At 59.0% G+C, this 12,052-nt stretch carries 11 protein-coding genes and 1 pseudogene; 7 read left to right on the top strand and 5 right to left on the bottom strand.

Annotated features, from left to right (window positions below):
* Positions 1-203: 203 nt before the first annotated feature.
* The 3 genes from V7080_RS16940 to V7080_RS16930 all read right to left on the bottom strand — a co-directional run bounded on the left by V7080_RS16940 (position 204) and on the right by V7080_RS16930 (position 5,217).
* Entirely contained in the window at positions 204-1,991 is a 1,788-nt protein-coding gene (locus tag V7080_RS16940) for a glycoside hydrolase family 15 protein (protein ID WP_334189571.1), read from the bottom strand.
* Between the two features lie 113 nt (positions 1,992-2,104).
* Entirely contained in the window at positions 2,105-2,914 is an 810-nt protein-coding gene (gene otsB, locus V7080_RS16935) for a trehalose-phosphatase (protein WP_334189570.1), read from the bottom strand.
* Between the two features lie 17 nt (positions 2,915-2,931).
* Positions 2,932-5,217: an alpha,alpha-trehalose-phosphate synthase (UDP-forming) gene (locus V7080_RS16930; RefSeq protein ID WP_334189569.1), complete on the bottom strand. Its 2,286-nt coding sequence runs from the start codon at positions 5,215-5,217 to the stop codon at positions 2,932-2,934.
* A gap of 447 nt (positions 5,218-5,664) precedes the next feature.
* Between V7080_RS16930 and V7080_RS16925 the strand changes: the two genes are divergently transcribed.
* Positions 5,665-6,132, top strand: a complete 468-nt coding sequence (locus tag V7080_RS16925) for a host attachment protein (RefSeq protein WP_334189568.1) — start codon at positions 5,665-5,667, stop codon at positions 6,130-6,132.
* A 39-nt stretch (positions 6,133-6,171) separates the two neighbouring features.
* On the opposite strand, the gene V7080_RS16920 is transcribed toward V7080_RS16925, so the two are convergent.
* Positions 6,172-7,014: a 2OG-Fe(II) oxygenase gene (locus tag V7080_RS16920; RefSeq protein WP_334189567.1), complete on the bottom strand. Its 843-nt coding sequence runs from the start codon at positions 7,012-7,014 to the stop codon at positions 6,172-6,174.
* Positions 7,015-7,577: 563 nt separating this feature from the next.
* Here V7080_RS16920 and V7080_RS16915 point away from each other — a divergent pair.
* The 5 genes and pseudogenes from V7080_RS16915 (at position 7,578) to V7080_RS16900 (ending at position 11,377) form a co-directional block, all read left to right on the top strand.
* The gene (locus V7080_RS16915; protein WP_334189566.1) at positions 7,578-9,050 is read left to right on the top strand and encodes an APC family permease; all 1,473 of its coding nucleotides are present in this window, start codon (positions 7,578-7,580) and stop codon (positions 9,048-9,050) included.
* The gene (locus V7080_RS16910; RefSeq protein WP_334189565.1) at positions 9,047-9,661 is read left to right on the top strand and encodes an SAM-dependent methyltransferase; all 615 of its coding nucleotides are present in this window, start codon (positions 9,047-9,049) and stop codon (positions 9,659-9,661) included. The genes V7080_RS16915 and V7080_RS16910 overlap by 4 nt, the downstream gene beginning before the upstream one ends.
* Positions 9,662-9,820: 159 nt before the next feature.
* Positions 9,821-9,973 carry a hypothetical protein gene (locus V7080_RS25425; protein WP_442947243.1) on the top strand — a complete coding sequence of 51 codons (153 nt, stop codon included), beginning with the start codon at positions 9,821-9,823 and terminating at the stop codon, positions 9,971-9,973.
* 12 nt (positions 9,974-9,985) lie between these two features.
* A pseudogene (locus V7080_RS16905) lies at positions 9,986-11,177 on the top strand (cbb3-type cytochrome c oxidase subunit I).
* Positions 11,174-11,377, top strand: coding sequence for a hypothetical protein (locus tag V7080_RS16900; RefSeq protein ID WP_334189564.1), 204 nt, complete (start codon positions 11,174-11,176; stop codon positions 11,375-11,377). Before V7080_RS16905 ends, V7080_RS16900 begins: the two are co-directional and overlap by 4 nt.
* On the opposite strand, the gene V7080_RS16895 is transcribed toward V7080_RS16900, so the two are convergent.
* Entirely contained in the window at positions 11,365-11,592 is a 228-nt protein-coding gene (locus V7080_RS16895) for a hypothetical protein (protein WP_334189563.1), read from the bottom strand. The genes V7080_RS16900 and V7080_RS16895 overlap by 13 nt on opposite strands.
* 230 nt (positions 11,593-11,822) lie before the next feature.
* Between V7080_RS16895 and V7080_RS16890 the strand changes: the two genes are divergently transcribed.
* Positions 11,823-12,052: hypothetical protein (locus V7080_RS16890; protein ID WP_334189562.1), on the top strand; the 230-nt coding region annotated here is incomplete at its 3' end.

The following is a 12,052-nucleotide window of genomic DNA, read 5'->3' as shown; positions in this document are numbered from 1 at the left end:
GCCTCTATGCGCCAACGTAACTCAATTCAAAATGGCTTCCACATCTGCCTTGTCCTTCTCTCGTAGGGTCGTAAAATTGATTCACACTGCAACGGGAGAATGTAGAAATGCTCTGGCTATGCCTTTCGAAATTGAAATGCATCCTCCGGGCCGCCGCAGAATAAAAAATTCCAGTTTGCTGACATGACTCGCCCGCATCCCGCTCAATACGCATCGTCCCAGGAAATACTCAACCTCGCCGCACACTGTATCAAACCCACCATGCTGTACGTCTGCGGAAAATTCCCCCACAGTTCCCCGGTGTCCGGCGCGACATCCTCCGAGAGAAGCCCTAGGTGATTTCGCCTTGATAGTACCTTCTCGAACAGTTCGCGCGCCCTTTCGTTCTCGCCCAGTTGGGCGAGCGCGAGTATCCACCATTGGGTGCAGACCAGGAACGCGGTTTCCGGTTTGCCGAAGTCGTCTTCCTCGTCGTAGCGCAACAGGAAATCACCCCGCCGAAGATGTTCTTCGATGGCGCGGACCGTCCCTGCGAACCGCGGATCGGTAGGTGCCAGGAATTGGAATTCCGCCATCAGCAGCAGGCTTGCATCGAGACGGTCGCCGTCGAACGTCGAGACGAAGCTGTTCATTTTCGGATTCCAGGCGGCGTCGCAGATCGCCTTGTGGATGTGCGATGCATGCTTGCGCCAGTATGTCGACCTGTCCTGCAGCCGCAGCCTGGCGGCGATTGTCGCCAGGCGGTCGCAGGCGGCCCAGCACATGATGCTGGAAAACGTATGCACGCGCTTGGAGCCACGCAGTTCCCACAACCCGGCGTCGGGTACGTTGTAATTGCGCACCGCTTCCTCGCCCAGCCGTTCGAGGTCCTTGAACATATGGCGCCCCGCCGGCCGTTCGAGGCGGGAGTCGAAGAAGGCATGGGTACTGGCCAGGACCGCTTCACCGAAGACGTCGTTCTGTATCTGGTTGTATGCCTGGTTGCCGACGCGTACCGGCCCCATGCCGCGATAGCCCGACAAGCCGGGCGCATCGCGTTCGTCGAGTGCGGCTTCCCGCCGGATGCCGTACACCGGCTGCAGCGGCGAATCGCGCGTATCCGCAATGATGTTGAGGATGTAGTCGAGATACTGCTCCATCGTGCCGGTAGCGCCGAGGCGGTTCAATGCGTTGACGACGAAGTAGGCGTCGCGCAGCCAGCAATAGCGATAGTCCCAGTTGCGGGCGCTGTGCGGCGCTTCAGGGATGGAGGTGGTGACCGCTGCCACGATGGCGCCGGTATCGTCGAAGGCATTGAGCTTGAGCGTGATGGCAGCGCGGATCACCACGTCCTGCCATTCGAAAGGAATAGCCAGCGTGCGCACCCACCGGTGCCAGTAAGCCTGGGTCTTTTCATAAAATGACCGGCCGACTTCGCTCGGCGATCCATCGACCGTCTCGTCCGGCCCCATCAACAGCGTTACGCTTTCCTGGAGAAAGAACGGCTTCTCGACGCAGATGGCGGATACCGATGCATCGGTGGTGACGCGCATTGCCTGCGCCATGCAGGAGTAGGAGATATGGTGAGCGCCGCAGCGCAGTTCCGCCTGCCGGCTGCCGTAATCAACGCCGGGCCGCACACGCAACGTGATCCGTGGGCGCCCTGCGACCGGCCTGACGATACGGACCAGCATGGACGGAGCGAACAGTCTGCCGTGCAGATGAAAGCGCGGCGCGAAGTCGATGATGTCGATCGCGTTGCCCGATGTGTCGCTGATGCGGGTTCTGAGGATGGCGGAATTGCGCTCATAGGACTGTTCTACATCTGCCGCGCCGTCGAGCCTGACATCGATCATGCCGAACGGCGCTTCCGGTTGCTCCCCCTTGAGCAGGGAACAGCAGACCGGATCGCTGTCGAAGAAGGGATAGCACCACCAGACGATGGCGCCGTTCCGGTCGACCAGCGCACTGGTGCGGCAATTGCCTATCAGTCCAAGATCAAGATTATTCATGCTCCGGGTATCGTGGTCGTTATCGCGTTATGGGTTCGTGCGACATTGCACCTTCGTAAAAGCGCTGAACGAGGCGTGATCACCGCACGCGACGATGCGTCCAGAATCAAGCGTCAATGATTTGCCGCCGGTCTCAGCCGATTCGGATTCGTCGCGCCGAGTGCACGCAGCCGCGCGGTCAATGCATCCAGCAATTGCATCATATCGTCGAAACGCGGCAGGAAAAATTCCGCAGCGCTGCCGGTGTTTTGCTCCACGCGGACCGATAACAAATCGGGTCGCCGCACGCGGAAGACATCCTCATCGGTGACATCGTCGCCCGCATACACCACGCCGCTGGCGCCGGTGCGGGCGATGAGCTGCTGCAATGCGCTGCCCTTGTCCGCCGCATCCGGCGGAAGCAGGTTGAAAACAAATTTTCCGTCGACGATGCGGGGCGGAGGCTGCAATTGCGCAAAAATCCGCTGCAGCCGGGCACTTGCGCTTGCGGGATCCGCCGCATTCCGGAAATGCACCGACAGGGAATAGCGCTTGTCTTCAAGCAGGATGCCGTCACCAATTCCGTTGCCTGCAGACAGCGCGTCACCGACCTGCCGCCGCCACCTTCCGCACATGTCCTTGTAAGACTGTGCCGACTGTTCCCAGCCAGGCATGCCTTCGATACCGTGATTGCCGATCAGGTAGTCGGGCGAGAAGGAAAGGCGTGAGCGAATATCGTCAAGCGAGCGTCCCGTGATGATGGCGACCGGCGCAAGCGCGGCCAGTTCATTGAGGCGTCGCGCCATGTCTGCGGACAGGCGCGCCTGATCGGGATCGCGCACGATGGGCGCAAGCGTACCGTCGAAATCGAATGCGCAAAGAAGACCGGGCCTGACGATGCGCTCAAGTCGCTCCAGCCCCTGTTCTGAAAACAATGGGATCATGGTGTAAAACGTTTTGCTCAAACCACGCGACGCAAGGATTTGCGGCTGTGCGAGCGGATCTTGGTGGTGATCCGTTCGCGGCGGCGCAGCCGGGACGCATCCAGCAGCATACGGCCGGCCCAGCGGTAGATATTGAAATCCTTGACCAGCAGGCGCATGCTGCGCATCCGTTCCCGCTGCTCAACCTCCGGCATCGTCAGCGCGCGGTAAATGGCATCGGCGCTTTGTTCTATGTGATAGGGGTTGACGATCAACGCTTCGTGAAGTTCCCGCGCAGCACCGGTGAACTGCGAGAGCACCAGCACACCACGCTCGTCATCGCGGGCGGCAATGAATTCCTTGGCGACAAGATTCATGCCGTCGTGCAGGCTGGTGACAAGGCATACGTCGGCCGCCCGGTAGTACCGGTTGACCTGATCGGTGTCGTGATGTTCGGTCTTCAAAATGATCGGCTCGTAGCTGCCGGTCGAGAAACGCTTGTTGATTTTCTGTACCAGCGTGCGCACGCGGTTCTCGAGGTTCTGGTACTCGTCCAGCGAGGTCCGCGTGGGTGCCGCGATCTGCACCATGGTGAACCTGCCGACCATGTCCGGATATTGTTCCAGCATTCTTTCCACTGCCTGGAAGCGCTCGATGATGCCCTTGGTATAGTCGAGCCGATCGACACCGACGCCCAGCAGGCGGTCGGGCGGCAGCCCAAGTTCGGTGCGCACGGAATGACGGCTTTCGGCCACGTCCGAATGCACGCTGTCCTCCGGCCACGCGATGGAAATCGGATAGTTCTCCACCTGCGTCAGTTTGCCCCCGTAGGATACGGTCGAGGTTTCGTGTTCGATGCGTGTTTCCAGATAGCGGTCGACGGTTTCAAGGAAGTTCTTGCAATGGAACTGCGTGTGAAAGCCGAGAATCGTGCTTCCCAGGAGCCCTTCCAGGATTTCCTCGCGCCACGGGCAGATCCCGAACGATTCGGGATTCGGCCAGGGTATATGCCAGAAGGTAATGATGGTTGCCTTGGGCAGTACGTCGCGCACCATGCGCGGCAGTAGCGCAAAGTGATAATCCTGCACCAGCACCACCGGATCGTCAGTGCGTGCTTCCCTGATCACCGCGTCGGCGAAACGCTGGTTGACCGCCTCATACATTTCCCAATCCGCAGATCGGAAGACCGGGCGAACGTGCGCGATATGGCATAGCGGCCACAATCCTTCATTCGCGAAGCCGTAGTAATACCCCTCCTCCTCTTCCTTCGTCAGCCAGACGCGGCGCAAGGTGTAGCTCGGATTGGCAGGCGGGACCGGCACGCGGTCGTTGCGGTCGACCGACTCGCGGTCGGCGCTGCCACTGCCATGCGCGATCCAGGTGCCGGAACAGGCGCGCATCACCGGCTCCACTGCGGTCACCAGCCCGCTGGCGGGGCGCCTGACCTCGACGCCGTTGCGGGTATGCACATGCATGTACGGTTCGCGATTCGACACCACCAGCACTTCGTCGCCGGCGAGTTCCTCCCGCAGGAGTTGCCGCAATTTGTCCGGCGTCCACAAATGTGCCGCGTCGTCGCGGTTGCGGCGGTCGATGTTGTACTCGTACATCAGTGCGCGCAGATCGACTTCCAGCGGGCGGATCTCGGGGGGCGTCTGTGACGATCCTGCCGGGGAGACCGCCACGACCTGCGGCAGGTTGCTGCGCTGGGCCAGCCCGCCGCGAAGCAGTCCCTTTACCGCGTCGATCCAGCGTCGCCAGCTGAGGTGAGCCACCACCATCGTGATCAGCGAAATCACGACCGCCATCAATGCAAACAGCGCCAATACATACTTCCTGGTGTCCGCATCCCGTCGTGCGATAAATCCCATGTCGTGCACCAGGATCAATTTACCAATCTGGCCCGCGTCTGATATCAGTGGACTTTCCGTGATGTGCAGCGAACCCTGGGGCAACTTCATGGTGGTCTGGTAGAGCTCAGACGCGACGCGCGCGCTGCCGCACCCGATGGATTCCGGATACGTCGCGGTCTTGTACTTGAGGACGTTATCCGGGTTGCAGAAAGCAAGCGCATATAGCCGTTCGTCCTGTATCGCACGATCGAACAGTCGATTGATTTTCGTTGCGGCATTCTGCGGCACATAGTCGATCAACGGTTCCTGCAATGTGGATGCGAGTAGCTGCGAACGCGCGTCGAGATCGCGGATCGACCATCGCAGCGTGAGATTTTCAACCAGCGGCACGACGGCAAAGGCAAACAGGGCAAGCACAAGTGCGAGCGGCAGGATGATACGCAGTGAGAAGCGGAATGACCTGAAGTGCATGACTTCTTTCTTTGATGATATCCGGCAATAAACCGAAGATGTAACAGTCTGTGACTTTGGCAATTTCCGCAAGATGATGGTTCCGTTTGCTGAAACATGCTTTGTTGTTTCTCACTATCCTTGCGCGAAGGAGAAACCGGACCTGGGATTACGGGAGTGGCGATACCAAATCCGGACAGCGAACTGAATCTGGAAAGTCTTCGATCACACAGGCGTCGTGGTCGAGCATGAGGTGCCCCATTCCGTGTGTGACGGCCGCACTGAACGGTTATGAATACCTTGGGGAGAATTCGTGGCATCCGACGGCAGGCTGCGCCCTACTCCGCGATCGCCCGTTCCGGGTGATCGCGGAGTCGACCTCGCGAAATGAACGCCGGGACCGATAGCTGGAACATTCTGATGGTTCGCGCATCAGAACTTTCTTTCCAATGCTTTAACGAGGACAACATGGACGCAAACTGGATTCTTTCCGCGAATGGCAGCCGGGCAAGATTTTTCTCCCAGGCGCAAATGTCGGAACCCCTGGAAGAAATCAACGATATGGTCAATGAGGCTCTGCGCCTGCGCACGGCGGAAACCGAGTCGGACAAGATCGGCCCGACTGCCGCCACGAAGAGTTCGCATAACACCGGGGCGCCGCTACCGAATAAATCCTACGAACCCAATCAGACACCGGACGAGCACCAGATGGAATTATTTGCGCGGGACGTCGCGGAGTATTTAAAGAAAGCGCACCAGGAAGGCCGCTTCCAGCAGCTTTCATTGGTGGCGTCGCCGCAGTTTCTCGGCATCCTGCGCAAGTTGATCGGACCGAACCTGGAGTCGCTTGTGAAACTGGAGATCAACAAGGACTATACGCAGGCCAGCCCGGAACAATTGCGGGAGCAGATACAGGCGCAGAAAGACAAGCAGTGATGTAGCCGGTCCGATCCAACCGGACCGATGCATCCGGACCTAGTACGTATGCTGTCGCAGCCACTTGTTGGCAATGAACTTCACGCCGCGCACTACCGGACTGCCGGCGTGAAGCGTTTGCTTGTCCGGCTCGCCGAACGCATTCGTGTTCGCAAAGAAAACCGCGTTCCCCTTGCGCGGTTGCACTTCCAGTCCAAGGCCGGGAAAGGCGGTACCGCCACCCTGCTCCACGTCGCTGAGATACACCACGAAGGTCCCGACCCGCTGCCCGCCGTGCTCCATGTGCTTGCGCGGCCCCGGCATGGTTGGATCGAACCAGTCGAAATGCGGCCGGTATTCATTCCCTTTTTCATAGTGGACCACCTGCAGTCCTTCCGCATGGTCGACCGGCCAGTTCGCGAGTGCGCCCAGGCGCGCGTCGATGCGGGCGACGAGTTCCGTCTCCCCTCGGGCCAGCATCGCACCGCGGCTGGTGCGCTCCGCATGCACCTTGGTCGAGCCGTCCTCGTCGCCGACCACCGGCGAACGCGTCAGCCGGCTCTGCGCGAAGGCGCACAGGGCATCGCACTCCTCGTCGCTCACGACATTGCCGAGCAGGACGATACGCGGTGTCTTCAAGGTGAACAGCACTTGCACCGACCGGTCGAGCGCATGAATGGTGTTGGCCGATGTGTCGATTTCCGGCATGGGCTGCCGTACTGCGACGGTCGCCCGGCTGCTGTGTCGCGCCTCTTCAATTGCCGCGTGTGCCAGGCGGTTGTCGAAATGCCCGTCCCGTACCATGATCTCGCCCATCGCGGTCGGCTCGCAGCCGCGGGCAAGGTTGTCAAGGATCCAGCTTTGCCATTCCTTTGGCAGAGATGCAAGTACGGTATTTTCCATGATGATTTGCTATGTAATAAAAGATAGTGAGCGAGAATCAGATGGCATCCGGCGGGAAAGGTTCCGACGGGAAATACAGGAAGCTTAGAGGATATTGCCTTGCATTCTCTGCTTTAAAACAAGAAGTATGCATTTCCCGAAGGCGCGGTTTTTATCGGTGTCGCATCACTTGTCCCGCGGAAATGCTTTCCGATTTCAAATGATTGAGTCGTCATGGCAATGCTGCGGCAGATACTCCTATTCTTTTAGTTTCAGCGACGTCGCAGAACTGCTCCAAGGTAGCGCCGAGGCGGAATACGCCGCCATCGAATTCCTTGACAGAACTTGAAACAGATATCGATAAGCGAAACTTTTTAATCGATATCAAATCGCAACCTTCGCGTGACAGGCCGAAACGCCTTTGGTCTGCTCCTCCATTCCGTTAGCCAGGATTGATATCTGCCTGCGGAGGACGCAGGCTTTCTGCCTGCGCTTTCCGTCACGGACTCGAACCACCGCTTGCAACATACCGCCGCAGAACCGCCGCAATGTGAACAGGAGCGTTCCATGATGAGCCTGAAGCGATGAACAAGCAGCCGCAGTATTCCGCCAACGACACCGGCCAGCCATCCGGTGCTCCATTAATAATTGAAGAAGCTGCGCCGCGCGAAGTACTCGGGCTGGGTTCGGCCATCGCACTGATCGTCGGTGTCGTCATCGGGGCCGGCATTTTCAAGGCGCCGGCGATGGTAGCGGGAATGACGGGAGATGCGACATGGATGTTCGGCGCATGGATTCTCGGCGGCATCATGTCGATCATCGGAGCGCTGTGCTATGCGGAACTGGCCACCGCTTACTCCAGCGCCGGGGGCGATTATCATTTTCTTCGCCGCGCCTATGGCAGTTCAGTGTCCTTTCTGTTCGCGTGGGCGCGTTTTTCCGTCATCTCGACCGGGTCGATCGCCTTGCTCGGATTCGTATTTGGTGACTACCTGAGCCAGGTGCTGCCCCTGGCGGCGCTCGAGCCGGCATGGGGCTCGGCATTGTATGGCGCTGCGGCGATCATTGTTCTTTCGCTGGTCAATATTCGCGGTATCAAGGCCGGCGCGTCGACGCAAAGCTGGCTGACGATGATCGAAGTGGGCGGGCTCCTGCTGATCGTGGTGGCGGCAATTTTCCTGGTCGGCAACGGGACGGCAGCAGCCGCACCGGCGCCGCAGGCGGCGGCATCGCCGGGCGGCGGTTCGTTCGGCCTGGCGATGGTATTTGTGCTGCTGACCTTCGGCGGCTGGAATGAAGCGGCCTACATCAGCGCCGAACTCAAGGACGCCAGACGCAACATGGTAAGGGCATTGGTGACGTCCATCCTCATCATCACCCTACTCTACCTGCTGGTGACCTGGGCGTACTGGAAGGGCCTGGGCATCGAAGGCATGGCCAAGTCGGAAGCGCTGGCGGCCGACCTGCTGCGCATGGCTTTCGGATCCCCGGGCGAAAAAATCATTTCGGTAATGATCGCGATCGCCGCCGTTACCTCCATCAATGCCACGCTGATCGTCGGCGCCCGCACCAGTTATGCCGCCGGCCGGGACTGGCCGGTATTGTCCCTGCTCGGACGCTGGGACGCGGCACGCGGCACGCCAGTCAATGCATTGTGGGTGCAATGCGCGGCGGCGCTGCTTCTGGTGGCGATCGGCGCCTGGACCGGCAGCGGCTTCAAATCGATGGTGGAATTCACCGCGCCGGTATTCTGGCTGTTCTTCCTGCTGTCGGGCATCTCCTTGTTCGTGCTGAGAGTGCGGGAGCCGAATACCGAACGTCCGTTCAAGGTGCCGCTGTTTCCACTGCTGCCCGTCCTGTTCTGCGCCATGTGCGCATACATGCTGTGGTCCAGCCTGTCCTATGTATACAGCCAATCCCTCGGCGGACTCAATGCCGCCTGGATCGGCGTGGCCGTGCTTGCAGTCGGCGTTGTCCTGCTGATGCTGATCCGCGCACCTCGTGTTCCCCCCAAGCAGTCCGTCGTTTCCACCAAATCGTTAAGGAGAAACCTATGAACACCCGTACGCGCGCCCGCACACGCTCCTTGATGCGGCCCGCCTTCCTCCACGGTATCGCGTTATTCCTGATCACACTCGCATTTTTCCTGCCCTCCAAACCAGCGTTCTCGCAGGCCGAACCAGCCCGGCGGCCGGACGTACCTTACGTACCGACGCCGCAACCGGTGGTCGACAAGATGCTCGACCTGGCCAAGGTCAAGAAAGGCGATGTGCTGTACGACCTGGGTTGCGGCGATGGCCGCATCGTGATTACCGCCGCCAAGGAACGCGGGGCGCGCGGTGTCGGCATCGACCTGAATCCGCAACGCATCTCGGAAGCGGAAGCCAATGCCAAACAGGCCGGCGTGACCGATCGCGTGAAATTCATGGAAGGCGATCTGTTCAAGGCTAACTTTGCCGATGCCACCGTGGTGACCCTCTACCTGCTGCCTGACGTCAACCAGCGCCTCCGTCCCCAGCTGTGGAAGCAATTGAAGGTCGGCACACGCGTGGTCTCGCATGACTTCGATATGGGCGCCGAATGGCCGCCTGAAAAAGTCGAGAAGGTCGGCAACAAGACCATCTACTTCTGGACCATTACGGAAGCAAACAAGCGCGCCGCAACCTGAATCGCCGGCGGCCCGAAAAACTTCTTGCCGGGCCCGCCGAATTTTTTGCATACGCAGTTTTCAAAATGCTCACACCCGAACCGCCGGTAAGCGCCGGTGGTTTCCCGTCAATACACAAGCCAGCATCCACGCCCTGCCCGCATCAATCCGGAGATTCCCATGAGCGCCCCTCCGCACGTCATCCATGGCTATGCCCACGCGCCCGGCGTTCCGCATGCGCACGGCCACGATCATGCACATGATCACCCGCATGGGTGGCGAAGGTGGCTGTATGCCACCAATCACAAAGACATCGGTACGCTCTATCTCTAGTTCTCGCTTGTGATGCTGCTCACCGGCGGCTTCATGGCAATGCTGATCCGTGCGGAACTGTTCCAGCCTGGCATCCAGCTCATCCAGCCGGAGTTCTATAACCGGATGGTGACGATGCATGGCCTGATCATGGTGTTCGGCGCCATCATGCCGGCCTTCGTCGGCTTTGCGAACTGGATGATTCCGCTTCAGGTGAGCGCATCCGATATGGCATTCGCGCGCATGAACAACTTCTCGTTCTGGCTGCTGGTGCCTGCAGCGATTCTGCTGGACCTGGCTGATCACCGCCTATCTGCTGATCGCGGTCATGCCTGTGCTGGCCGCCGCCATCACGATGCTGCTGACCGACCTACACTTCGGCACGACCTTCTTCAACGCCGCAGGCAGTGGTGATCCGGTGCTGTTCCAGCATATCTTCTGGTTCTTCGGCCATCCGGAGGTCTACATCATGATCCTGCCGGCTTTCGGCATCGTGTCTCAGATCGTCCCGGCATTCTCGCGCAAGCCGCTATTCGGCTATGCATCGATGGTGTACGCCGCGGCGGCGATCGCCATCCTGTCGTTCATCGTGTGGGCGCACCATATGTTCGCCACCGGCATGCCGGTGACAAGCCAGCTATTCTTTATGTACACCACCATGCTGGTGGCGGTGCCGACCGGCGTAAAAGTGTTCAACTGGATCGCAACGATGTGGAAAGGATCGCTGACCTTCGAGACGCCGATGCTGTGGGCAATCGGCTTCATCTTCGTGTTTTCCCTCGGCGGCTTCTCCGGATTGATATGATCCACGCGGTCGCGCCGATCGATATCCAGGTGCACGATACCTAATATGTGATTGCGCATATCCACTACGTGCTGGTCGCCGGATCGCTGTTTGCGATCTTCGCGGGATACTACTACTGGGCTCCGAAGTGGACCGGCCACATGTACAACGAAACGCGTGGCAAGATTCACTTCTGGGCATTGATGATCACACTCAACATCACCTTTTTTTCCCGATGCACTTCCCTGGCCTGGCGGGGATGCCTCGGCGCTACGTCGATTATCCTGTACAGTTTACGGACTTCAACATAATCGCGTCGATCGGCGCGTTCGGCTTCGAATTAGCCAGGCCTACTACCAGTTCGCCGTAGTCCTTCCCAATCTCAAAGGCGGCCAACCCGCACCGACCAATCCCTGGGAAGGTGCCGAAAGACTCGAATGAACAGTGCCGAGCCCGGCGCCATTCCATACGTTCGAAATGCCGCCCACCATCAAGTAACCGCAGCACCGCTGAAAACAAAAAAGCTGCACATGAATATTCATGCGCAGCTTTTTCATGTACAGCATTTAATTGTGCGAAAGTTAATTCAGGTGCCGCTCGTCAAGGCCTTATGTATGCTTGCATACACTTACGCGCCATAGCGTGAATACAGCAGTTCCTTTACGACAGTCCTGGTTTCTTCAAGGGTATCCGCACCTTGCTTGTGATCGAATACCATGGTGTGCTTCGACTCACCGAGGCTGTTTCCATCCTGGTCGGTCACCAGAATCACGGCCATCAGCTTATTGCCATTTTCGACTTCCTGCACTTGGGCTTCGGCCTTCCACTTTCCCACATTGCAATGTAGCGTTTGCATTTCTTCTCCGCTTTTCGATATACCGGAATCCCAACATAGTCACGGCTTTCGCAAAATCAAGGCATGAGAATTATATTATTTCGCGTGCAGCATCCCGAGCGCAGGAAGGTGCATCGCAACCCGGCCGGAACGGCCCGCATTCCGAACTTCACTTGCTTACCCAAAGCAAATAACAAGGCCGCCGGCGTCTGATCGCCGGCGGCCTTTTGTCGTACTGCCAGTACTGCGTATTGCTTACGGCTTACTTGCTGGTGCTGGAGCTTCCGCTGCCGGAAGTGCCGGAGCCGCTACCAGAACCAGTCGTGGACGATCCGGAAGAGCTTGGGCTAGAGCTGCTGCTTGAGCTGCCGGAACCGCCGGTCATTCCACTGCTGCTGCCAGTACTGCCCGACGAGCTTGGCGAAGTGCTGGTTGAGCTTGGCGAGGAGCTACTGCCGGAGGTGCCGGACGAGCTTGGCGA

The sequence above is a fragment of the Noviherbaspirillum sp. genome (assembly GCF_036846085.1).
Taxonomy (GTDB): Bacteria; Pseudomonadota; Gammaproteobacteria; order Burkholderiales; family Burkholderiaceae_D; genus Noviherbaspirillum.
This window is presented reverse-complemented; position numbering and strand designations above follow the sequence as displayed.

What these genes read in the sequence shown, in the direction of transcription:
- V7080_RS16940 (WP_334189571.1), bottom strand. Translation starts at nt 1,991, where the DNA reads ATGAATAATCTTGATCTTGGACTGATAGGCAATTGCCGCACCAGTGCG.
- otsB (WP_334189570.1), bottom strand. Translation starts at nt 2,914, where the DNA reads ATGATCCCATTGTTTTCAGAACAGGGGCTGGAGCGACTTGAGCGCATC.
- V7080_RS16930 (WP_334189569.1), bottom strand. Translation starts at nt 5,217, where the DNA reads ATGCACTTCAGGTCATTCCGCTTCTCACTGCGTATCATCCTGCCGCTC.
- V7080_RS16925 (WP_334189568.1), top strand. Translation starts at nt 5,665, where the DNA reads ATGGACGCAAACTGGATTCTTTCCGCGAATGGCAGCCGGGCAAGATTT.
- V7080_RS16920 (WP_334189567.1), bottom strand. Translation starts at nt 7,014, where the DNA reads ATGGAAAATACCGTACTTGCATCTCTGCCAAAGGAATGGCAAAGCTGG.
- V7080_RS16915 (WP_334189566.1), top strand. Translation starts at nt 7,578, where the DNA reads ATGAACAAGCAGCCGCAGTATTCCGCCAACGACACCGGCCAGCCATCC.
- V7080_RS16910 (WP_334189565.1), top strand. Translation starts at nt 9,047, where the DNA reads ATGAACACCCGTACGCGCGCCCGCACACGCTCCTTGATGCGGCCCGCC.
- V7080_RS25425 (WP_442947243.1), top strand. Translation starts at nt 9,821, where the DNA reads ATGAGCGCCCCTCCGCACGTCATCCATGGCTATGCCCACGCGCCCGGC.
- V7080_RS16900 (WP_334189564.1), top strand. Translation starts at nt 11,174, where the DNA reads ATGAACAGTGCCGAGCCCGGCGCCATTCCATACGTTCGAAATGCCGCC.
- V7080_RS16895 (WP_334189563.1), bottom strand. Translation starts at nt 11,592, where the DNA reads ATGCAAACGCTACATTGCAATGTGGGAAAGTGGAAGGCCGAAGCCCAA.